The 22,970-nt window shown below is 58.6% G+C and carries 16 protein-coding genes and 2 tRNA genes; 17 read left to right on the top strand and 1 reads right to left on the bottom strand.

The genetic code is table 11. The features are described from left to right. The 3 genes from I2H81_RS04045 to I2H81_RS04035 all read left to right on the top strand — a co-directional run bounded on the left by I2H81_RS04045 (window position 1) and on the right by I2H81_RS04035 (window position 3,075). Window positions 1-77 (top strand) — tRNA-Arg (locus I2H81_RS04045). Window positions 78-450: 373 nt separating this feature from the next. Continuing rightward, a complete protein-coding gene (locus I2H81_RS04040; RefSeq protein ID WP_195644639.1) occupies window positions 451-2,892 on the top strand; it encodes a tetratricopeptide repeat protein in 2,442 nt (813 codons plus the stop codon). A 92-nt stretch (window positions 2,893-2,984) separates the two neighbouring features. Next, a tRNA-Ser gene (locus I2H81_RS04035) sits at window positions 2,985-3,075 on the top strand. 130 nt (window positions 3,076-3,205) lie between these two features. Here the strand turns inward: I2H81_RS04035 and I2H81_RS04030 are convergent. Beyond that, window positions 3,206-4,546 (bottom strand): D-alanyl-D-alanine carboxypeptidase family protein, encoded by a 1,341-nt coding sequence (locus I2H81_RS04030; RefSeq protein ID WP_195644638.1) that lies wholly within the window; start codon window positions 4,544-4,546, stop codon window positions 3,206-3,208. Between the two features lie 197 nt (window positions 4,547-4,743). Between I2H81_RS04030 and I2H81_RS04025 the strand changes: the two genes are divergently transcribed. From I2H81_RS04025 to I2H81_RS03960, 14 genes are all read left to right on the top strand, one after another. Beyond that, window positions 4,744-5,439 carry a response regulator transcription factor gene (locus tag I2H81_RS04025; RefSeq protein WP_117655503.1) on the top strand — a complete coding sequence of 232 codons (696 nt, stop codon included), beginning with the start codon at window positions 4,744-4,746 and terminating at the stop codon, window positions 5,437-5,439. A 25-nt stretch (window positions 5,440-5,464) separates the two neighbouring features. After that, complete coding sequence (locus I2H81_RS04020) at window positions 5,465-6,703, top strand: sensor histidine kinase (protein ID WP_117765446.1); 1,239 nt, start codon at window positions 5,465-5,467, stop codon at window positions 6,701-6,703. 103 nt (window positions 6,704-6,806) lie between these two features. Then, complete coding sequence (gene pstB / locus I2H81_RS04015) at window positions 6,807-7,682, top strand: phosphate ABC transporter ATP-binding protein PstB (RefSeq protein WP_229108042.1); 876 nt, start codon at window positions 6,807-6,809, stop codon at window positions 7,680-7,682. Window positions 7,683-7,746: 64 nt separating this feature from the next. After that, the gene (locus I2H81_RS04010) at window positions 7,747-8,475 is read left to right on the top strand and encodes a response regulator transcription factor (protein WP_195644637.1); all 729 of its coding nucleotides are present in this window, start codon (window positions 7,747-7,749) and stop codon (window positions 8,473-8,475) included. Between the two features lie 3 nt (window positions 8,476-8,478). Further along, entirely contained in the window at window positions 8,479-9,903 is a 1,425-nt protein-coding gene (locus I2H81_RS04005) for a sensor histidine kinase (RefSeq protein ID WP_271817459.1), read from the top strand. 195 nt (window positions 9,904-10,098) lie between these two features. Continuing rightward, on the top strand, window positions 10,099-10,755 hold the full coding sequence (locus tag I2H81_RS04000) for a YveK family protein (RefSeq protein WP_195644636.1): 657 nt from the start codon (window positions 10,099-10,101) through the stop codon (window positions 10,753-10,755). Window positions 10,756-10,757: 2 nt separating this feature from the next. Continuing rightward, window positions 10,758-11,495 carry a CpsD/CapB family tyrosine-protein kinase gene (locus I2H81_RS03995; protein ID WP_195644635.1) on the top strand — a complete coding sequence of 246 codons (738 nt, stop codon included), beginning with the start codon at window positions 10,758-10,760 and terminating at the stop codon, window positions 11,493-11,495. Window positions 11,496-11,512: 17 nt separating this feature from the next. After that, window positions 11,513-12,163, top strand: coding sequence for a tyrosine-protein phosphatase (locus I2H81_RS03990; protein ID WP_195644634.1), 651 nt, complete (start codon window positions 11,513-11,515; stop codon window positions 12,161-12,163). Window positions 12,164-12,202: 39 nt separating this feature from the next. Next, a complete protein-coding gene (locus I2H81_RS03985) occupies window positions 12,203-12,703 on the top strand; it encodes a GNAT family N-acetyltransferase (RefSeq protein ID WP_195644633.1) in 501 nt (166 codons plus the stop codon). A 202-nt stretch (window positions 12,704-12,905) separates the two neighbouring features. Then, entirely contained in the window at window positions 12,906-14,930 is a 2,025-nt protein-coding gene (gene htpG, locus I2H81_RS03980; RefSeq protein ID WP_195644632.1) for a molecular chaperone HtpG, read from the top strand. Between the two features lie 327 nt (window positions 14,931-15,257). Continuing rightward, complete coding sequence (locus tag I2H81_RS03975) at window positions 15,258-18,023, top strand: YhgE/Pip domain-containing protein (RefSeq protein ID WP_271817458.1); 2,766 nt, start codon at window positions 15,258-15,260, stop codon at window positions 18,021-18,023. Then, the gene (locus I2H81_RS03970) at window positions 18,024-20,213 is read left to right on the top strand and encodes a YhgE/Pip domain-containing protein (RefSeq protein ID WP_195644631.1); all 2,190 of its coding nucleotides are present in this window, start codon (window positions 18,024-18,026) and stop codon (window positions 20,211-20,213) included. It begins immediately after the preceding gene. Window positions 20,214-20,552: 339 nt separating this feature from the next. Next, window positions 20,553-21,536, top strand: coding sequence for a DMT family transporter (locus I2H81_RS03965; protein WP_195362011.1), 984 nt, complete (start codon window positions 20,553-20,555; stop codon window positions 21,534-21,536). A 115-nt stretch (window positions 21,537-21,651) separates the two neighbouring features. Further along, a complete protein-coding gene (locus I2H81_RS03960; protein ID WP_195644630.1) occupies window positions 21,652-22,947 on the top strand; it encodes a M20 family metallopeptidase in 1,296 nt (431 codons plus the stop codon). Window positions 22,948-22,970 lie beyond the last annotated feature (23 nt).

Here is a 22,970-nt window from a genome sequence, read left to right as displayed (position 1 = left end):
GCGGCGTTACCTCAGCTGGATAGAGGGTCTGACTACGAATCAGAACGTCATAGGTTCGAATCCTATACGCCGCACCATTTGAGATTTAAGCTCCCGGTAACGGGGGCTTTTCTTTTACGTAAACACCGCATTGATTCGAACCTCGGTCGAGGCGCGGGCGTAAAGAAAACGCGGAGCGTTTTTAGCCCGCGGGCGAGCACGCCGGCAGGCGGGCGAAGCCGGTGCGGATCCGCGCAGCGGATGCGCGGAATCCTATACGCCGCACCAATTGAGCTTAAAGCCTCCGGCAACGGGGGTTTTTCTTTTTCGGAAACCGACCATGGATTCGAACCTCGGTCGAGGCCCGGGCGTCAAGCGGATTATTTCTATCGACTCGTGTAAGATTCCGAGTAGATGTCGCGACTTATTCGCGACCACTCCTTCTCAAGCGACCGATCAGGGTGATATTTCGTGGCAGAGCGTCCGACATACAAGCTCAGGTTTCTCGATCCCAAGAAGCGCTTTCCGGCGATGCCCGAGCAGCCTGCGGGACGCTCATATGGCGTGGTCTGGAAACTCTTTGGCGAGGATCAGCATGAATCTTGTTATGTCGTCGAATTCGTTGGCAAAAGCCATGTGTCGCTTTTGGGCTACGTAAGCGTTTCGGGTGAGGTGTACAAGGTGGACCGCCCCGTCAGCGAGGCTCCGCTGCCCAACGATCCCGACATGGAACTGGTCCTTGACGAGTCGGACTCCGGTATTGGTGAGATTATGGTGAGGGGAGCAAACGGCACGATGCGCGCGTGCGCGCGAACCGTCGGCTCTCCCGAAGGTCCCATGCGCCAACAGTCCGATCACGAGACATGGAATTCGACCCGCTCCCTTCCTTACGGTGAGTTCATGGCATCGATGTTCCTGCGCTACGTGATATTCGCTGACTCCGAAAATACCATTGCGAGCACGGCGGACGCCGACGGACTCGACGAGGGTATGCAAAACGTTGTCGACAAGATCAAGCTCGTAAAGTTGCCCGAGCCGGTCGAGGTGTTTTTGGGCTTTAACACGGCACCGCTACCTGACGCTATCGAGACGCTGCTCTACCGCGTTGACCATGCCGAGAATCCGAGCGGTATCGAGCGCTATGCCGCCGCCCTTATGAGTGAAATTGACTTGCCCCGCTTGCGCACCATCGCCGCTAAGTCCGAGATGAGCCTGGCTCGCATCGATCGCTCAAAGCTTTTCTATCTCAATTTTGATCGCAGCCTGCTGGGCCAGGACGAGATTGACATGCTGCTTGCCATCGAGTGCCGTCTTAACCGTCTCTCCGGCATCCTTGAGCACATCGGGGCCGGATTGGTCCCTGCGGCATCCTCGCCGAGCCTTGAGGGCTGCGCGCTCTTTGATGCGTGGCATATCGCCAAGACGACCAACGATGTTCCCCGACTGCTCGATACGGCCTCGAGCGATAACCCGTGGGGCAAACCGGGTACGGTGGCTTGCCAGCCGGGCGGTGAGTGGGATGTGCGTACCCGCTTCGCGCGTATTGTCGAGGCACTTAACGTGGTCACGCGGCTCGACTATACCTATCGGGCAAACGTTGCCGAGGGGATCATGCTCGTTCGGTTTGGGCAGTCTGTCGTTGATGCTATGCCACAACGTGAATACGACGCTCAAGATGACGCCTGGCGCGAGTTGGACGAGGACACGCGCGCGATCTGGGCCGCGGAGCACGATGCGCGCGTGGCACTCACGCTTGCGGCAGCGTGTTTTGCCGCGGGCACCTGCATCACGCGCTGCTATGTGCAGATTGCTGCTCCCGACAGTGAGCAGGGCGAGCGCGTTGTCGCAACGTATTTCTTTGGGCGCGCGGCCTATCTGGCCGATTGCGTGCCTGTCGCCAAGGATCTTGAGAGCATGGACATGGACGATATGCCGTGCAAGCGTGTGCTTGAGGCGTATGAGTCAACCGCTCCGGAGACGATTGAACCGGCGGAGGTTCATGCTCGTCCGCGTGATGACCATCGCATGCTGCCGCCGGCGCTGCGCGATCTGCTGCTTGCCGATACGGCTGACGAGCTGGAGGTCATGGAAGAGGACGACGACCCATACGTGGCCCGTGTTGTTGAATTGCGCGAGCAGGCAAAAGTCGACCGTACAGGTGCTTTTGAAGGCTTTTCCCGTCTTGTTGAGGAGTTGGAGGCTAAGTGCACCGTCGCCGAGCTTTTGGCGACAGGTTCGGTCCAAACGCAGTTTTGCGATAACCAGCTGGTGCGCATGGTGCTACCGGTGTTGGAAGAAGACCGCTCTGTGCGAATCCTTCGTGCGCCCGATGCGCTGTACTTTGCCCAGCATGAGATCTGCAGCTTTTACGCCGAGCAAGAGGACTTTGAACGAGCACTGCCCGAGGTGCGCCATCTTTACGATCTGGCGCGCTCGTCCATGCAGTCGCACTTTGCGCTCATCAACGTGCTTGCGCGTCTGGAGCGCTTTGACGAGATTATCGAGGTGGCGCGCCACGGCCTACGTATTGCCAGCGATCGTTCTGCAATCGGCTACCTGTTCTATCGCTTGGCGTTTGCCTATTGGAATTGCGATCAGCTCGACCTGGCGCTGGCTTGTTACCGGCTGGTGCCGCGCGGCGAGGAGTCGGGCAGCAGCGCGCTGGAAGAAATGCAGGGCCTTATGAACGAGATGGGCGTCAGCGAGCCTCCGACGTTCGAGGAAGCGGTCGAGACCATCCACAAGGCTGGACTCGAGCTGCCGCCAGTGTCCGCCGTGACGAATCAGCTGGCAGATGCCGCTGTGCAACTGGTCGACAGCGGCTTCTTTTTCCTGGCACGCGGTTGCATCTTCCAAATGTGGCGTACCATGGGCAACGATGAACTCGGCTCCCTCAACCGCTCGCTGGGGTAGGCGAAGCTTTCAAGAAGGAAAGGCTGCTAGGCAATTAGAAAATTTCCTCTTGCCCATCCTTGGCTGTTTGGTTACTATAGAACGGCTGTTACGGAGAGCTGACCGAGAGGCCGAAGGTGCTCGCCTGCTAAGCGAGTATGCCCCAAAAGGGCATCTGGGGTTCGAATCCCCAGCTCTCCGCCAGTACGAATTTGAAGAAGGGTCCCATTTGGGGCCCTTTTTATTATCAAGAATGGCGGCTGGGGATTCGAACCTCAAAAAAGGAGGCATCCTTTCGGACGCCTCCTTTCAGTGGGCTTATTATTCTTGCGCACTACACCTCGGGCGCCTTGGCGACGGTCTCGCTTTCTGCCGTGAGCGGGCGGTTGTCGATGCGGCGGCCCAAGCGATCGAGCTTCACGAGTAGCCACTCAATGGGATTCGGCCCTGCGCCTTCCTCGTCGGCAACCAGGTCCATGACGGCGATCTTGGTGCCATCCTGCTTGAGCGTAACGCTGCCCACCTTGTCGCCCACATGCACCGTGCCCGAAAGATCGTCGTAGCTAACCTTTTCGGTCACCTCGCCGGCAAGGGAAAACACGGTCGCTTGCGCCGTAGGATCGGCGAGCGTGGCGTCGATCGTCTTATCCGTCCAGTCGGTTTGGCCAATGCGCGCCATAAGCGGGTTGCCGTTGGCGGTCTTTTCCTGCGTGTTGGCGATTGCGACCGTCACCTTGTGACCGTAGTACCAATTGGCTAGGGTTGCGGTATCGGTAAAGCGCTGGTCGGTGGTGGTGGAGTTCAAAACGACGGTGTAGATCTCGTCGCTATCGCGGTTGTAGGCACCCGTAAAGCAATAGCCTGCATCATCGGTGGTGCCGGTCTTGCCACCGATGTTGCCATCTTGGCCTAGCAAATAGTTATGCGTGTCCATGGAATGCGAATGGTCGGTGCCGTCGGCGCCCGTGACCTCGATCCAGGAATCTTCGCTCGCTACGACCTCGCGGATCGTGTCGTTTTTCATGGCCTCCTGCATCATCAGCGCTACGTCGTGTGCGGTTGAGTGCATATCGCCAGCCCACTCATCAAAGTCCAGACCATGCGGGTTTTCAAAAAGCGTGCCGGTGCAACCGAGCTTCTTAGCGCGCTCGTTCATGGCTTTCACAAATGTTGCCTCGGCGTCTTTGGTCTTAGGGTCGATCTTCTTGCCCACATATTCGGCGAGCACGATGGCGGCGTCGTTGCCCGAGGGAATCATCAGGCCGCGCAGTGCCTGCTTCACGGTGAGCTCGTCGCCTTCGAGTAGGCCGGCTGTTGAATTGCCCACGGTGGCTGCGGCGTTGCTCACCGTGACCTTCTCGTCCATCTTGCAATTCTCGACGGTTAGGATTGCGGTCATGACCTTGGTGATCGAGGCAATCTTGACCTGCTCATCGGCGCCGCGGGCATAGTAGACGGTGCCGTCTTTGCCCATGACGAGGGCATTGGTCGCATCGATATCGGGCAGGTTTTCGGCCGTGATGCCGCGCGCATCGGCGGTTTTGCCGCAAACATTGTCGGTCGTGAGCACTTGGGCGCCGGCGACGGTGGGCACGCCAGCGGCAAGGGCGATAGCGCAGACAAAGCCGGCGGCAAGCCGGGCTGAGCGCTTTGCAAAAGAGGTGAGGGACTTCACAGATTTCGCTTTCGACGGGATGGTCTCTTCTGAAACTAGAGTATATCGTTTGCCGGTGTCGGCGATCATCGCGTGCGTGCGTGGCCCACATCCGCGCCCGAACGGGCACAAGGGTGCTTAAGGCCGACTTAATCACCCACGCTTGTTGTGTGTGGCGTGCGTCGCCTCGGGCATAATGGAGCGCGAGAGGAGCACGCATGAACGAGCGCATTTTGGTAGTTGATGACGAGAAGGCCATCGCCGACTTGGTTGGTATCTACCTTACAAAAGAGGGCTTTGATGTCCAGATTGCCTATAGCGGGGCTGATGCTGCCAAGGCAATCCTGGAGCAGGAGTTCGATCTGGCACTGTTGGATGTCATGCTGCCCGATATCGATGGCTTTGAGCTACTGCGTACGATCCGTTCCAGCCATACCTATCCCGTGATCATGCTGACGGCGCGCGATGCCCAGCAAGACAAGATCGAGGGCCTTTCGCTTGGCGCGGACGATTACGTGGTTAAGCCGTTCCGTCCGCTGGAGCTCATCGCGCGTGTGCACGCTCAGCTTCGCCGCTACACCAGCTACGGTAGCCGCTCGCAGGCGGCCGAGTCGCCGACCATCCAGCTCGACGGCCTGGAGATCAACCGCGATGCTCGTTCCGTAACGGTGGACGGTGCACCGGTGCGCCTCACGCCCATCGAGTATTCCATCTTGCTGTATCTGGTTGAGCATCGCGGCAGCGTGGTAGCCGTGGAGGATCTGTTCCGCGCGGTGTGGAACGAGGATTTTATGCCCGGCTCCAACAATACGGTGATGGTGCACATTCGCCACCTGCGCGAAAAGATTGGCGACGACGCTCAAAAGCCGCGCTTTATCAAAAACGTCTGGGGCGTCGGCTACATAATCGAATAGCGCCTTTGATGGTGGGGAAGTGGATATGACAAAAGACGATAGGCAGGCATTCGAGGTGCCCGATCGACTCTTTGAATACGTACGGGCAGTCGTCGACAACCGCGCGCTTGCGACGGTGCTGCTCTTTTTGCTGAGCCTGCTGCTGATTGGCATCGACAACATCGCCGGAATCTTAGCGGTGCTGCTTGTCGGCTTTTTGCTGATCGATCGATTCGAAATCGTGCGCCGTTGCGTGGTGATTGGCGGTGCCGCGTGGGCCATGACGTTGGCGATTGGCGCCATGGCGCTCGGCGGCATCGAAGGGCCGGTGCTGTTCGATGCCGGCTTTGTATTCAACATGCTTGGCTTTGTGCTGGCGCTTGCCGTGTGCGTGCTGTTCTTTTGCGGCCGTGCTCTGTACTACCAGGGCTACGAGCGGGGCGAGCAGCATGCCGATTGTGTGCTGGCCGCTCGTATTCAAGATCGCCTGATCGATCACCCCAACACCTGGGACAACATTGACGGCGACTTCTTGGAGGTCGAGGGCGCCCTTAACCGCGTGCGTGACCGTGAGCGCAAGGTGCGGCAATCTCTGCGTGACGAGTCGCATCGCAAGGACGATCTGGTCACATACTTGGCACATGACCTACGCACCCCGCTTGCCAGTGTGGTGGGCTATCTTTCGCTGCTGCAAGAGGCTCCTGAGCTGCCGGTTGAGCAACGTGCGCACTTTACGGGCGTGGCGCTCGACAAGGCGCACCGGCTCGATGCGCTCATCGAAGAGTTCTTCGATATCACGCGCTTTGACTTCCACGATATCGTGCTCACGCGCGGCTATGTTGATCTGGGGTTGCTGCTGGCTCAGGTAGCTGACGAGTTCTACCCCATCCTCAACGAGCAGCATAAGGAAGCCCAAGTTGATATTCGCGAGGACCTGACGGTGCTCGTGGATGGCGACAAGATGGCCCGCGTGTTCAACAACATCATGAAAAACGCCGTCGCCTATAGCTATGAGGGCTCGACTATCACGATTGAGGCCAGACGCCGGGACGACGGCGGCGTGCGCGTGCGCTTTATCAATCAGGGCGATCCTATCCCTGCGGCTAAGCTCAAGGTGATCTTTGAGAAGTTCTATCGCCTGGATGCGGCGCGTGCGACCAATCGCGGTGGTGCCGGCCTGGGCCTTGCTATTGCCAAGGAGATCATCGCGGCACACGGCGGTACCGTTGCATGTGAATCGACGCCCGAACACACGATATTCACCATCGAGCTGTCCGCCGCATAGCCAGCGTGCCCTTACAAACACTTGACAATGTGCTCACGTGCGTATGAGCCGCGATTCCTACTATCGATACTGCTGAATTGATATCGATATGGAGGTGTGCGGTATGACGGCTGCTGCGGCTGTGGAGCCCACGGAGCTTGAAGAACTCATGGAAGCGCAGGCCGAGGCCGCGCATGAGCGCGAGGTTGGGGATGCGACTCGCCCCACGGCAGAGGATCTTGCCGCCTCGCCGACGCGCATCGACGTCGAGGGCCTCGACCTGTTCTATGGCGACCACCATGCGCTCAAGGACGTGAATATCAAGATCCGCGACAAGCAGATTACCTCGTTCATCGGGCCTTCGGGCTGCGGAAAGTCCACGTTGCTGCGCTGCTTTAACCGCATGAACGACGGCATCAAGGATTGTCGCATCGAGGGCGAGATTGCGCTCGATGGTCAAGATATCCTGGGCGATTACGACATCTGCCGTTTGCGCCAGCGCGTGGGTATGGTGTTCCAGCGCCCCAACCCGTTTCCCATGAGCATCTACGACAACGTCGCCTACGGTCCGCGCGGTATGGGTGTGCGCGATCGCGCCGTGCTCGATGAGCTGGTCGAGGACTCCCTTCGTCGCGCTGCCCTGTGGGACGAGGTCAAGGACAAGCTCAAGGAGTCGGGCTTGGGTCTTTCGGGTGGACAGCAGCAGCGCCTGTGCATCGCCCGCGCACTTGCCGTGCAGCCCGACATTCTGCTGATGGACGAGCCGACCTCGGCACTCGACCCTGTGTCGACGTTGGTGGTGGAGCAGCTTGCCTGCGAGCTCAAGGAGACCTGCACGCTGGTGGTCGTGACGCACAACATGCAGCAGGCCGCGCGTATTTCCGATTCGGTCGCGTTCTTTTTGCTGGGTGAGCTGGTGGAGCACGCGCCCACCGCGCAGCTCTTCAAGAATCCGATCGATCCGCGCACAGCGGATTATTTGACGGGGCGTTTTGGCTGACGCTGTCTTTTGCAGGTGCCTTTAGGGTTAAGATGCGGTCATACCGGCCGCAAAGGGGTTCAACATGATCTATTACGTCGAGGACGATGACAACATCAGGGATTTGACGGTCTACGCGCTGCGCAAGCAGGGAATCGAGGCCGAGGGCTTTTCGTGCGATGGCGAGTTTAAAGCTGCCGTGGCGCGACGGGTGCCCGATGCTGTGCTGCTCGATATCATGCTGCCCGATACCGATGGCTTGGCAATTATGCGTCGTCTGCGTGCCGATCGCATGACGGCGACGGTGCCCATCATGATGCTTACCGCCAAGGACACCGAGCTCGACAAGGTGATGGCGCTCGATGGCGGTGCCGACGATTACCTGACTAAGCCGTTTTCGCTCATGGAGCTTGCGAGCCGCTGCCGCGCACTACTGCGTCGCGGCGGCATGGTCAAGCAGGCGAGCGATGTACTCAGCGTGGGCGACATCGTACTCTCGCCCAGCCATCGCGAGGTGACCGTTGCCGGCGAGCCGCTTAAGCTCACCCTGCGCGAGTTCGACCTGCTCGAGTACCTCATGCGCAAGCCCGGCGTGGTCTTTACCCGCGAGTCGTTGCTGCAGAGCGTGTGGGGCTGGGACTTCGACGGCGGTTCGCGCACCGTCGACGTGCACGTGCAGACGCTTCGCCAAAAACTGGGCGAGCATGCCAGCGCCATCGAGACCGTGCGTGGCGTGGGTTATCGCCTGGCCGAGCCTTCTGCCGGTGATGGTGCCGAAGGCGACGCCACCGCGGCCACCGCATCGGAGGAGTAGCCCGTGGTCTTCGCCCCCCAGGGAAAACATACGCTGTCGCACCGCGTTTTTGTGACGATCTTTGTCTGCGCCATGGCGGTTATCGTGGCGTTTACGGTGCTGGGTGCGTTCTTTATGCAAAACACTTTGGCGGATGCCACGAGTGCCAATCTGGCGCAGGAAACCGAGCTCATTGCTGCCGCCCTCGACGAGCAGCAGGAGCCCATTCCGTTCTTGCGAAGCCTCGATCGCGAGGATCTTCGCATCACGCTGATTAACAAGGATGGATCGGTTGCCTACGACAACGAGGCGTCGCCTTCCACACTGCCCAACCATGGCGATCGCCCCGAGGTCATCGAGGCCTTTGAGAGTGGTTCGGGTTCCGCGGAGCGCGCAAGCTCTACACTCGACGAGATTATGCTGTATCGCGCCGTCACCCTTGATAACGGCCAGGTCGTTCGCTTGGCGCAGGCCCAGCCTGGCGTTGCGGCGATTTTGCTGTCGATGCTGGCGCCGATGCTGCTTATCGCAGCGGCGGGTGCAGTACTCTCGTTTTTTATGGCGCGCCGTGAGTCCCGTGCCATCATCGCGCCGTTGCAAGAGGTGGATTTGGATCACCCACGCCGTAGCTATGAGCACGCCTATGCCGAGATGGTCCCCATGCTTGAGCGTATCGAGTCGCAGCGCCAGGAACTCAAGCGCCAAATGGCGGTGCTAGCGGACAACGACCGTATGCGCCGCGAGTTCACGGCGAATATCACCCATGAGCTCAAGACGCCGCTTACGGCGATTTCGGGCTATGCCGAGCTCATCGCAAATGGCATGGTCGAGGGCGAGGACGACCTGCGCAACTTTGGCGGTCGCATCTATCGTGAGGCGGGCCGCTTGGCAGCGCTTGTCAACGACATCCTTACGCTGTCTAACTTGGACGAGGCCGAACGTGCAACTGAAGGCGAGGCAGTGCCCATTGGGTCCACGGAGCCTATTGAGCTCTCGCGGGCCATCTATGCGGTTGAGCAGCGTCTTGAACAGGTTGCCCGTCAGGCGAATGTGACGATAAGTCATGAGACCAAGCCTGTGGTCATCGAAGGCGTGTCGCGCTTGGTCGACGAGCTCATCTATAATCTGGCAAGCAACGCCATCCGCTACAATCGGCCCGGCGGTACGGTTACGCTGCAGTGCGGCACCAACGACGAAGGCCATCCGTTCCTCGCTGTCGCCGACACGGGAATCGGTATCGCGCCTGAAGAACAGGGCAAGGTATTTGAGCGGTTCTATCGCGTGGACAAGAGTAGGTCCAAGGCACGCGGCGGAACCGGCCTGGGGCTTGCCATTGTCAAGCATGCGGCCCTGTATCATCACGCCACGCTCGATCTGTCGAGCGAGTTGGGCGTGGGAACCACCATTACGGTGACGTTTCCCATACAGCAGGACGAGCCATTCGCATAGCGATACAACATAGATATTGATGTAGACGCCGCATTTGACTTTCGGGTGCGGCGTTGTTGTGCAATTTTACGATTGCTTCCGACATTTTTACAGGAGAGCCTGTTTCTTATGTATAGAGTTTGGTCTCGGTAAAAAGATGCGATAACATACGGACAGTTTTGTCAATCCGAACTGGGGAAATGAAAGGCAAGCTGCATGACCCTTCTCGAACTGTTCCAGCTGCTGAAGAAGCACCTCAAGCTGGTCATCACCCTTCCGGTGGTCTGCGCGATCGCCATGGGCATCGTGTCCTTCATTGCGATGGACAACACCTATACCGCGACGACGAGCATGTACATTCTCGCCAAGACCGACGATAGCGGTCAGATGAGCTACAACGATCTCTCGGCGAGCCAGATGCTTTCCAACGATATCGCCACGCTGCTGGATAGCGATAGCGTTAAGAGCGGCGCCGCCAAAGAACTGGGCCTCACCGATCTGGATGACTACAAGGTGTCTGTTTCCTCCGAGACCACCACGCGTGTCATTACGCTTTCGGTTACCGGCACCGATGCCAAGGAGACGGCTGAGGTCGCAAAGGCCATTGCCAGCTCGGTGAGTACGGTCGCTCAGAACGTCGGCGCTGCCCAGAGCATCAACGTTATCGACGAGGCTAAGACCCCCGAAGCCCCCAGCGGCCCCAAGCGCACGCTGTATATTGCCGTCGCGTTCCTCGCCGGTATCTTTATCGCAGTTGCCTATGTCGTTTTGGCAGACATGCTCAATACCCGCATCCGCGGTGCCGAAGAGGCAGAAGAGCTCCTGGGTATTCCCGTTGTTGGCCGAATTCCGGCTATGAAAGGTGGTAAATAGGCATGGCTAAGGCAAAGAACACCGATAAGCTCGTTGTACAGAATGCCGCCAAGACCCTTCTGGCCAACATCCGCTTTGCGAGCGTGGATGACCCCATTCGCACCATCACCGTTACCTCCTCGATTCCCAACGAGGGCAAGTCTACGGTTTCCATTAACCTTGCTCAGGCAATCGCCACGAGCGGCAAGTCCGTGCTCCTGGTCGAGGCCGATATGCGCCGCAGGTCCCTTTCCGATATGCTCGGCGTTCGTTCGCGCGGCGGACTCTATGCGGTCCTTTCCGAGCAGATCTCCATTGACCAGGCAATTGTCGAGACGGGTCAGAAGAACTTCTACTTCCTCGATGCCGAGCCGCACATTCCCAATCCTGCCGACATCATCGTCTCCCATCGCTTTGCCAAGCTGGTAAAGGCACTGTCCGCCAAGTTCCAGTACGTCATCTTCGATGCTCCTCCGGTCGGCACCTTCATCGATGCTGCCGAGATTGCTAGCCTGACCGACGGCACGCTGTTCGTGGTGCGCGAGGACTTTACCAGGCGCGAAGAGGCGCTCAACGCCATCGGTCAGCTTAAGAAGTCCGAGAAGGTCAAGCTCATCGGTACCGTCATGAATTACTGCGAGACCGAGACCAGCGAGTACTACTATTCTTACTACACCAAGGACGGTAAGAAGGTTAAGAAGGGCTCCGACGATCAGGGCACTTCCAAAAAGGGCATCTTCACCAACCGAGCAAACGTTTAGTTGATTAAGGCTGACCTATGCGTGACATTCATTGCCATATCTTGCCGGGTGTAGACGACGGCGCCGCCGATCTCGAAGAGAGCTTGGCGATGCTCGAGGCTGCCAAGCGGGCCGGTGTAACCAGAATCGTTTGCACTCCTCACTGCCGTGATCCCTATTTTGATTACGACAAGATGTGGGATGCCTTTGAGCTGCTGCGCGATAACGCTGACGGTTTTCCGCTCCAGATGGGCTTCGAGGTCAACCATCGAAAGCTCGTTGAGCTTGGTATCGATGCCGCGGAGCACTTGCATTTCGATGGGACCAACGAGTTTCTGCTCGAGCTTTCGACGCATGCCGATGCGTATGCGTTTAGAGAGTACGAGAACACGATTTACGATTTGCAGTGCCGTGGCTACCAGGTGATCATCGCTCATCCTGAGCGCTATCGTGCGGTTCAAAAGGATGTAAGCGTGGCGGAGCGCCTGGTCGATATGGGCTGCAAGCTGCAGGCTTCGGCGGACTTTATTGCTGGCGGTCGCTTTGGTCGCGAGAAAAAGCCGGCACAGCGCCTGTTCGATCAGAACCTGTACAGCTTCATCGCGAGCGATGCCCATAACGTGGGTCATTACGACTGCCTGGCGAAGGCTCGCGTGAAGTTTAGCGTGCGCGGAGCTCATTTTCGCTAAAATCTGTCCCTAACGTTCGCATTGAATGAAAGGGCAGCCATGGATATCCAACTTAAGACGGGATGCTTTGATGACGCGGCGTTGGTGCGCCGCGTCGTTTTTATGGACGAGCAGGGCTACGAGAATGAGTTTGACGCTATCGACGAGGATCCGAACTGCATTCATGTGACGCTCTATGTAGACGGCGAACTTGCCGGTTGCTCGCGCGTGTTTCCCGAAGAGCTTGAGCGCGCGGCTGACGCAGAGGCTCCGGTGTCGCCGGCGTGCGACTTGGACGAAGGCGTCGCGGCGGGGGAGACCTACATTATGGGGCGCGTGGCTGTGCTGCCGAGCATGCGCCGTCGCGGTCTGGCGAGCAAGATTGTCGAGGCCAGTGATACGTGCGCGCGTGATGCCGGCGCCAGGCTCATTAAGCTGCATGCGCAGGAATACGTGCTGCCGCTCTATGCCAAGGCGGGCTACGCGCAGATTGCCCCGGTGGACTACGAAGACGAGGGCCAGCCCCATGCTTGGATGGCCAAGCGTGTAGATGGCAGATAGGGACGTTCCTTTCCCGCCGGCAGTCGGGGACACTCCTCGGCAATTGGCGCATCAGAGCGTTTGGACATACAGTTTTTCGATTCCGTATGTATATATGCGCGCTAATGGGTTATAAAATCTAAGTCTGAACATAGCAGGTCTGCAATGCGGCTCGGGCAACCGGGCCGTTTTTGCGGACGGGGGTAGCGCGAAAGGACTGCACATGCGTCAATTTAAGACCGAGAGCAAAAAACTGCTCGACCTCATGATCAACTCCATCTACACCAATAAGGAAATCTTCCTGCGCGAGCTTATCTCTAACGCGAGCGACGCCGTCGACAAGCTCAACTTTAAGAGCCTGCAGGACCCGAGCGTCAAGCTCGACCAGGGCGACCTGGCTATTCGCGTCTCTTTTGATAAAGACGCCCGTACCATCACTATTTCGGATAACGGTATCGGCATGACCGCCGAGGAGCTCGAGCGCAACCTGGGCACCATCGCCCATTCCGGCTCCGAGGAGTTTAAGACCGAGAACGCCGAGCAGCAGGGCTCCGATGTCGACATCATCGGTCAGTTTGGCGTGGGTTTCTACTCCGCCTTTATGGTTGCCAGCCACGTGAGGGTCGTCAGCCGCGCTTATGGCGAGGATACCGCCCACGTTTGGGAGTCCGACGGTCTTGAGGGCTACACCATCGAGGATGGCGAGCGTGCTGAGCACGGTACCGACGTCATCCTGACGCTGCGCGAGAACGAGAAGCTCGACGCCGACGGCGAGGCCGAGACCTACGATCGCTTCCTGACCGAGTGGGGCCTCAAGAGCCTGATTCAGCAGTACAGCAACTATGTGCGCTACCCGATTCAGATGATGGTGAGCAAGAGTCGCCAGAAACCCAAGCCCGAGGACGCGCCGGAGGATTACAAGCCCGAGTACGAGGACTACCAGGAGCTCGAGACCATCAACTCCATGACGCCGATCTGGAAAAAGCGCAGCTCTGACGTTGAGCAGAAGGATTACGACGAGTTCTACAAGTCCACGTTCCACGACTTTGACGATCCCGCGCGCACTATCAGCTTTCATGCCGAGGGCACGCTTGAGTACGATGCACTGCTGTTTGTGCCGGGTCGCGCCCCGTTCGATCTGTACAGCAAGGACTACGAGAAGGGCCTGGCGCTCTACAGCTCCAACGTGCTGATTATGGAGAAGTGCGACGACCTGCTGCCCGACTACTACAACTTTGTGCGCGGCGTCGTGGACTCTGCCGACGTGACGCTCAATATTTCGCGTGAGACGCTGCAGCAGAATCGTCAGCTCAAGGCCATTGCCAAGCGTGTCGAGAAGAAGATCACCGCCGATCTCGAGGACATGCGCGACAACGACCGCGAGGCATACGAGAAGTTCTTTGAGAACTTTGGTCGCGGTCTTAAGTACGGCATCTACTCGAGCTACGGCATGAAGGCCGACGAGCTCGCCGACCTGTTGCTGTTCTGGTCTGCCAAGGAGCAGAAGATGATCACCCTTGCCGAGTATGCCAAGGGCATGCCCGAGGGCCAGAAGGCAATCTACTATGCCGCCGGCGATTCGCGCGAGCGTCTGGCCAAGATGCCCGTCGTGAAGGGTGTGCTCGACCGCGGCTACGATGTACTGCTGCTGACGCAGGACGTGGATGAGTTCACCTTCCAGGCCATGCGTGAGTATGTGGCTGCCGATATGCCCAAGGTCTACGAGGATGACGCTGCTCGCAAGGCTGCCGAGAAGGCAGTTGCCGATGGTGCCGAGCCTGAGGTCGAGGATCGTCACTTGGAGCTTAAGAACGTCGCGACCGGCGACCTTGACTTGGCAACCGATGACGAGAAGAAGGAGGCTGAGGACGCCACCAAGGAGAACGAGGACCTCTTTAATGCCATGAAGGAGGCGCTCGGCGACAAGGTCGAGAAGGTTGCCGTCTCCGCGCGCCTGACCGATGCCCCCGCCTGCATTACCACCGAGGGCCCGCTTTCACTCGAGATGGAGAAGGTGCTCCAGAAGGGTCCCGAGGGCGCGCCCGACGGTATGCCCAAGAGCCAGCGCGTGCTCGAGCTCAACGCTAAGCACCCGGTCTTCGCCAAGCTCGTCGCTGCCCAGAAGGCGGGCGACGCCGACAAGATTAAGCAGTACTCCGGCCTGCTCTACGACCAGGCCCTGCTCGTCGAGGGCATCCTCCCCGAGGACCCCGTAGCCTTCGCGGCAGCTGTTTGTAACTTGATGTAGTTCGGGGATACGGCACCGTAACTAGATTAGAACGAGAGTGGATAATCTCCCACTTTTGGCTCGAATGCGGGCTTGAAGTGGGAGATTTTCCACTCTCGTTTCCTTTTGAATGATCCCTCCGTCCCCAAGGGATCATTTATTTGTGCGGGTTGTGGTTTTGGGAGCTGCGGGAATTTTAGATACTGTACATCTGTACGCTAACTCATCTTCGTAGTATATTGCTACCCGCAAAACTCAGCACCATTGTGCCGCGAGACGCTCAAGTGCCTCCGTACAATGGTTGTTAATAGCATGATTCGGCTAAACGATAGGATGGATGGTCCAAGCGTGAGTCTCGGCAGCAAACTATCCAACGCAAAGGTGTCCTTTGCGATATTTAAGCGCGACATTAAGCGACTGCTTGTGAACCCCGTCGCCCTGGTGGTTACCCTAGGCGTGTGCGTTATTCCCTCGCTGTATGCCTGGTATAACATCGTGGCAAACTGGGATCCGTATGGAAACACCCAAGGCATCAAGATTGCTATCGCCAACAACGATCGAGGCACCCAAAACGACTTGGTGGGTGAGCTCAACGCTGGCGACAAAGTGGTCGACCAGCTCAAGGAGAATCATCAGTTGGGCTGGACGTTCGTCGACTCGACGGCCGATGCCAAGGAGGGCGTCGAGAGCGGCGAGTACTATGCCGCTATCGTGATTCCCAAGAACTTCTCGGATAACCTGGTTTCGATGCTCGACGGCAACTACCATCAGCCCAAGCTCACGTACTACGTCAATGAGAAGAAGAGCGCCATTGCGCCCAAGGTTACCGATACCGGTGCAAACACCATCGAGGAGCAGATCAACTCGGAATTTGTCTCTACGGTAGGCAAGACTGTTGCCGGTATCGCCAAGGATGCCGGTGTCGATTTAAAGGACAAGGCAACCCAGACTCAGGACTCGCTGGCAAGTTCGGTGTCCGAGGCGTCCGACACCTTGGGCGAGGTGCGCGATTCGATTGGCGATATGAATGCCGCCATCGATAAGACGAGTGGCGCTATCGCCTCGGCTGATGCGGCACTTGCCGGCTTGCAAGGCCAGGCACCGTCGCTGACGCAGGCGATCTCCCAGGGCAACGACCTGCTGAGCGAAGCTCGCACCACGGCGGGCAACTCCATCACCTCGCTCTCCAAGGCGCTCTCGGAAGGCAGCCTTGCGCTCACCAAGACGTCGGCCTCTGCGAACGCTGCCATCGGCAAGCTGACGGGCGCGGTCACATCTACGACCACCCGTATCGACAACTCGCTTGAGTCTCTCCAAGCGACGATTGACCACAATAAGGCCGTTATCGGGCACTTGGAAATTCTCGTCAATGACACGTCGACAGGTTCCAAGGAAATTGACGCGCGCATTGTATCGACCATCGATTTGCTCCGCGAGCAGAATGAAAAGCTTCAGAGCATCAAGGACGGTCTGTCTGCGCAGTCGAGCGCCATGGCGAATGACGCCGCGACTGTCTCGGGCGCCAGCGACGCTATCAATAACGCAATTCAGACCGGTGCGACCAACCTTGGCCAGGCCCAGACGGACCTGGGTCAAAACGCGCTGCCGAAGGCCTCGAGCGCGCTCGATTCCTTTGCCGCCGTCTCGGGTGATCTGACGGGCATCGTGTCTGGCCTTACGCCTACTATTGCAAGTGCGCGTGGTACACTTTCGCAACTCAACGCTACGCTCGGTCAGGCCAAGACCACGCTGTCCCAGACCGATGCCTCGCTTGCCAAGGTCCAGGACAAGCTCGCAACCGCCGCCAACGACATCGCGGCGCTGCAGACCTCCGAGTCTATGGGCGAGCTGTCTGATCTGACGGGCGTCGATGTCAATGACGTTGCAGACTTCATGGCATCTCCGGTCGAGCTGACCTCAAAGTCAATATATCCGGTCAAGAGCTTCGGCTCGGGCATTGCTCCTTTCTACACCAATCTGGCGCTGTGGGTGGGCGGTTACGTGCTCATCGCCATCTACAAGCTCGAGGTCGATCGCGAGGGCATTGGCAGCTTTACGGCGCGCCAGGGCTACTTCGGCCGTTGGATGCTCCTGGTGATCTTGGGCGCGCTCCAGGCCATCATCGTGACGGTGGGCGATCTGGTGATTGGCGTACAGTGCATCAACCCGCTGCTGTTCGTGCTGGGTGGCATCGCCATCTCGTTTACGTACGTCAACATCATCTATGCGCTGTCCACCACGTTTAAGCATATCGGCAAGGCGATTGGCGTCATTCTTGTCATCGTGCAGATCCCGGGTTCGTCGGGCATGTATCCCATCGAGATGATGCCCGGCTTCTTCCAATGGCTGCATCCGCTGCTGCCCTTTACCTACGGCATCAATCTGCTGCGCGAGACGGTCGGCGGCATGTACTCGTTCAACTACCTGTTCAACCTGTGCATCTTGGGCGTATTCCTTGCCATTGCACTCTTTATTGGCTTGCAGCTGCGTCCGTTGCTGCTCAACCTCAACCTGCTCTTTGATAAACAGCTTTCCACGACCGGTATGATGATCTGCGAGTCCAATGACCTGCCGCGCCAGCGCTACTCGCTGCGCACGGCCATGCGCGTCATGCTCGATTCCGATTCGTACCGTCGCGAACTGCTCGATCATGCGGTCGCCTTTGAACATCGCTACCCGTACTACATCAAGGGCGGTTTCGCCGCCGTGGTGGGCGTTCAGGTCCTGCTCTTTGTCCTGTCGACGGTTCTCGATATCGACAATAACGGCAAGATCATCCTGCTTGTCATTTGGATCATCTCGGTTATTGCCATCTGCGGCTGGCTTATCAATATCGAGTACATCCGCTCGAGCCTCAACACCCAGATGCGCATCTCGGCGCTTTCGGATGAGGACCTGCGCCGCGAGATGCGCGAGCACACGGCCGCCATTCCGGCCGCTCGTCGCATGTTCGGCTTGAATGCGAGCGAGCGGGGGTCTGAACCCAAGACTCAGGCTGTCAACCAATGTGGTCATCGCGATGCGGCCCATGTGCCCGAGAACGGGGATGACACGTTTGTGATGAATGAAAAGAACGCCCCGCTCGGCAAGCACTCCAAAGGAGGTGAGGCATAAATGAAGAACATCCTGCATCTGTTTAAGCGCGATGTCCAAAACGTGTCTCGCTCCGTAATCGGCTTGGTTGTCGTGATGGGCCTCATTATCGTACCGTGCCTGTACGCGTGGTTTAACATCGCCGGCAGCTGGGATCCGTACGGCAACACCGGCAATCTTAAGATCGCCGTGGTCAACACCGATGAGGGTTACGAGAGCGATCTGATCCCCGTCGAGGTCAACGTGGGCGAAAACGTGACCGCCACCCTGCGCGGCAACGAGAACTTCGACTGGGTTGTGCTCAACGATCGAGAAAAGGCCATCGAGGGCGTCAAATCGGGCGCATACTATGCGGCTGTCGTTATCCCTAAGACGTTTAGTGCCGATATGATGACGCTCTTTTCGACCGACGTTAAGCATGCCGATATCGAGTTTTACGAGAATCAGAAGGCCAACGCCATCGCGCAGATCGTGACCGAGAAGGGTTCGAGCGCCGTTCAGAACCAGGTTAACGAATCTTTTACCGAGACCATTACGAGCATCGGTCTTAAGACGGTGTCCAGCCTGCTCGATTACATGAGCACCGACCAGGTCAGCAACTTTATCGCCAACCTGTCCTCGACGCTCGGCGATTCGATTGGGGACCTGCAAGACGTTCAGGCTAATGCTTCGTCGCTGGCGGGCATTTTGAGCTCTACGTCCGATTCGTTGACGTCGGCGAGCGGTATGCTCCAGCAGACGGGTACGGTCGATGAGTCGACCAAGCAGTTGATGGAGCATGCCAAGAGCGGCATCGATGATTCCAAAGAAGCGCTTAAGGCGGCAAACGATGCCATCGATGCCGCAATCGATGGAAGTGCGGGTTCGTTCGACAATGTGTCTGCCGAGCTCGCGAAGGCGTTCGACACCGCGGACCAGCATGTCCACCTTACGGTGTCCCAACTCAACGATGCCGCTGCGGCTCTTAATGCGCGCGCCAAGGATATCGATGCGATGGCCGATCAGCTCCGCAGCCTTGCCGACCAGGTGAGCGATGAGAATTTGAAGGACGGCCTCAAGTCCGCCGCGACGTCGCTGGGCAGAATCGCCGTTGAGTACCGCAGCAATGCCAAGGATCTGGCGGCCACCGCGAAGTCTCTCTCCGATAGCATGGCCGAGGTCAACAACTCGCGTGCCGAGGTCGATCAGGCCATCGCCGATGCCAAGGCCGGCATCGCGGGCGCCAAATCCGATTACGATTCCACGTTCTCGGTTAAGGCCAAGGAGCTCAAGAAGACCGTCTCGGGCATCCTGGACTCGCTCGATGGTATCTCGGGCAATCTGGATAGCGCCGTAGACGGCCTGACCGACGCATCCGGTTCGCTGGCAAAGGGCCTCTCCAAGGCTGCAAAGCTGGTCAACAAGGCTTCCGATCAGTTGGGCGAAGCGTCGGACAAGATCAGCGCGTTTAAGGACGAGCTCGACGGTGCCTTGATGTCAGATGACCTCGCTACGATCAAGACGATGATCGGCAATGATCCCGAGGGTCTGGCCGTGTCGCTTTCCGGCCCCGTCGCGCTCGATCGCAAGCCGGTCTATCCGATTCGTAACTACGGTTCGGCCATGGCACCGTTCTACACGATTCTGTCGCTATGGGTCGGCTCGATCGTGCTGGCGGCCATGATGAAGGTCTCGGTTGACGATGAGCTCATCAACGAGCTCATCCCCGTGCGCCTGCACGAGATCTACCTGGGCCGCTACCTGTTCTTTGGCGGTCTGGCCCTGCTGCAGGCGACACTCGTGTGCGCGGGCGACATCCTGTTCTTTGGCATCCAATGCGACAACCCGCTGCAGTTTGTGCTGGCGGGCTGGGTCGCGAGTCTCGTGTTCTCCAATATCGTCTACACGCTTACGGTTTCGTTTGGCGATATCGGCAAGGCACTCGCCGTCGTGCTGTTGGTTATGCAGGTCGGCGGTTCGGGCGGTACGTTCCCCATCGAGATGACCGGCCCTGTGTTCCAGGCGATCTATCCGTTCCTGCCGTTCACCCACGGCATCAACGCCATGCATGCCGCCATGGCTGGCGCCTACCATATGGAGTACTGGATTGAGCTGGGCATTCTGGCGAGCTATCTGATTCCGTCGCTGGCACTGGGCGTCGTCTTCCGCCGCCCGGTCATCAAAGCCAACGACTGGATCATCGAAAAGCTGGAATCAACTAAGCTAATTTAGTGCGGCAACGTTAACGCTGATGTAGTACTAATGCCAGCGAGCGAGCCGCATTTGCGCCAAGGTGACGTGAAATGAGAGGGCGCTGACCTTCTGGTCGCGCCCTCGAAATTGAACGTCAGATTGGTGTGAATGCGACTCGCGCAGCGTCGACTGGTCCGCCGTTCGGTAGAACGGCGGAACAAGACGCTTTAGCGTAGTGAATTGCGTGGGCTGCTTGGTTGTTGCTACAGTAGCGGGGCGTACCGGGGGTCCGGTGCGCCCTGTTTGTATTTGACCATGAGGCGGCACGCAGCCATACGCGTGCGGACACCACGCCCAGATTGAGTGTGAGGACGTTCCATGGCCCAATACGCTGCCAACGAAATCGAAAACTTGCCCGACAGCCCTGTGGCCCGCGAAGACTTGGGTGCCGGCGGCGCCTCTCGCGGTGCCGGCGCACGCTCGCCGCTGTTCTGGAAGGTCTTGCTGCTTTCGATAGCGGTCATCTGGGGCTATTCCTTCACCACCATGAAGGATGCGCTCGATACCATTCCGGTGTTCGAGCTGCTCTACGTTCGCTTCCTTCCGGCTTCGCTGGTTATGTTCGTCATCTTCCACAAACGCATCATCGCTCATTTCAATGCCCGCAACCTAATCGTCGGGCTTGGCATGGGCGCGCTCATGTGGGGTGCCTACGGTTTGCAGACGATTGGCCTGGCACAGACCACGGCAGGCAAGAGTGCATTTTTGACGGGTACCTATTGCATCCTCGTGCCGTTTGCGAGCTACGTCCTAAGCGGCGAAAAGCTTACCCGTTACAACTTGGGCGCCGCGTTGCTGTGCCTGGCGGGCATTGGCCTGGTGGCGCTCGATAGCGTCGAGTTCAATGTCGGCGATGTCATCACACTGGGCGGCGCGGTCTTCTTTGCCATCCAGATGGCGGTGACCGCCAAGTACGGCCGCAAGATGGACATCAACGTCATCACGTTTTGGATGTTTGTGGGCAACGGCGTGCTGAGCCTGATCTCGTCGCTGTTATTCGAGACCCAAGCGCCGCTGTCCGTGTGGACGCCGAGCTTTATCGGTGTGATGGCGTTTCTATCGGTGGGCTGTACGTGTGTGGCTCTGCTCATCCAAAACGTCGGCCTGGCGCATGTCCCGGCCTCGACGGGCTCGCTGCTCCTTTCGATGGAGTCGCCTTCGGGTGTGCTGTTCTCGGTGCTGCTGATGGGGGAGGCGCTCACCTCGCGCCTGCTCGCCGGCTTCGCGCTCATCTTTCTTTCGATTATCTTGAGCGAGACGCATTTCGATTTTTTGCGTCGAAAGCCGCGTCCGCAATTGTAAACAATTTGTTGCGCCGCCTCCCGGGGCGGCATTTTTTATGCGTCGCCCTTAAAGTAGTACCTTGCACTTTACGCTATCAAAGTGCTTGCTGCAAAAACGTTACTGGAGGGCATCTATGGCACCAGCACTGTCCGATCTTCAACCGCAATCAGCGCCCAAGGCCACCGCGGCGGCGCAGACCGCTATCGGTGACGGTCTTGTTGCAGAAGCTCAGGCTTTTGCAGACGAGCTCGCTGCGTGGCGACACGATTTACATCAGATGCCCGAGCTGGGTAATAGCCTCCCGCAGACCTCTACGTATATCCAAGCGCGCCTGACCGAGATGGACATCCCATTTGCTACGCTCGTCGATGGTTCCTGCGTTGTGGGCCTTGTCGGCGCCGGTGCCGCCGCGGCCCAAGGCAATGGCATCTGCACGAATGAGCAGGCCGGTACGGTCATCATGCTTCGTGGCGACATGGACGCCCTGCCCGTTGCCGAGGAATCCGGCGAGCCCTTTGCATCCACCAACGGCTGCATGCACGCTTGCGGTCACGATATGCACGCGACGGCGCTGCTTGGTGCGGCTCGCCTGCTCAAGGCCCGCGAGGCCGAGTTCGTCGACGCCAATGCCACCGTCAAACTGCTGTTCCAGCCGGGCGAGGAGACCTTTGAGGGGGCACGCGCTGCCATCGCCGACGGCTTGCTCGAGAACCCGCGTCCTCAGGCGGCCTTTGCCATGCATGTCAACAGCCAGTCGCCGCTTGGCCTGGTGCTCTACGGCAGTCCGGCGCTTTCGGGCGTGTACGGTTTCCGCATCACGCTCCAGGGCAAGGGCGGCCATGGCTCGAGCCCCGAGATCTGCATCGACCCCATCGCGGCCGGCGTCCATGTGCACCTGGCGCTCCAGGAGCTTATCGCCCGCGAGGTGCCGGCGGCCAAGGAGGTCGCACTGACCGTTGGTAAGTTTGCTGGCGGCTTGGCGGCCAACGTCATCCCCGACACCTGCGTGCTCGAGGGAACGCTGCGCGGCTTCGATGTTGAGCTCATGGAGCACCTCAAGACCCGCATCGCGGAGGTCGTTAACGGCGTTGCTGCAACATATCGTACGTCGGCGACCATCGAGACGCTTTCGGATGTTCCCCCGCTCGTACTCGATGACGACATGACCCAGGCGTCGCTTGGCTACGTGGGCGTGGTGCTGCCCAAGGCCGCCTTCCTGCCGCTGTTCCACGCCATGGCGAGCGAGGACTTCGCGCTGATCTCGAGCGAGATCCCGAGTGCGTACTTTACCGTGGGCGCTGCCGTGACTGATACGGACGAGCATTTTGCTCAGCATCATCCCAAGGCACGTTTTAGCGATGCCGAGCTGCCGCTCGGTGCTGCGGCTTATACCGCCGTCGCTTTGGGCTATATCGCCGACCACCGGTAGCACCCAACCTTGCCTTTCAAGCC

Origin of the sequence: Collinsella aerofaciens (assembly GCF_015561195.1) — a bacterium.
Lineage (GTDB): Bacteria > Actinomycetota > Coriobacteriia > Coriobacteriales > Coriobacteriaceae > Collinsella > Collinsella aerofaciens_AC.
The sequence above is the reverse complement of the archived record's forward strand: the minus strand, read 5'-3'. Positions and strand labels throughout refer to the sequence as shown.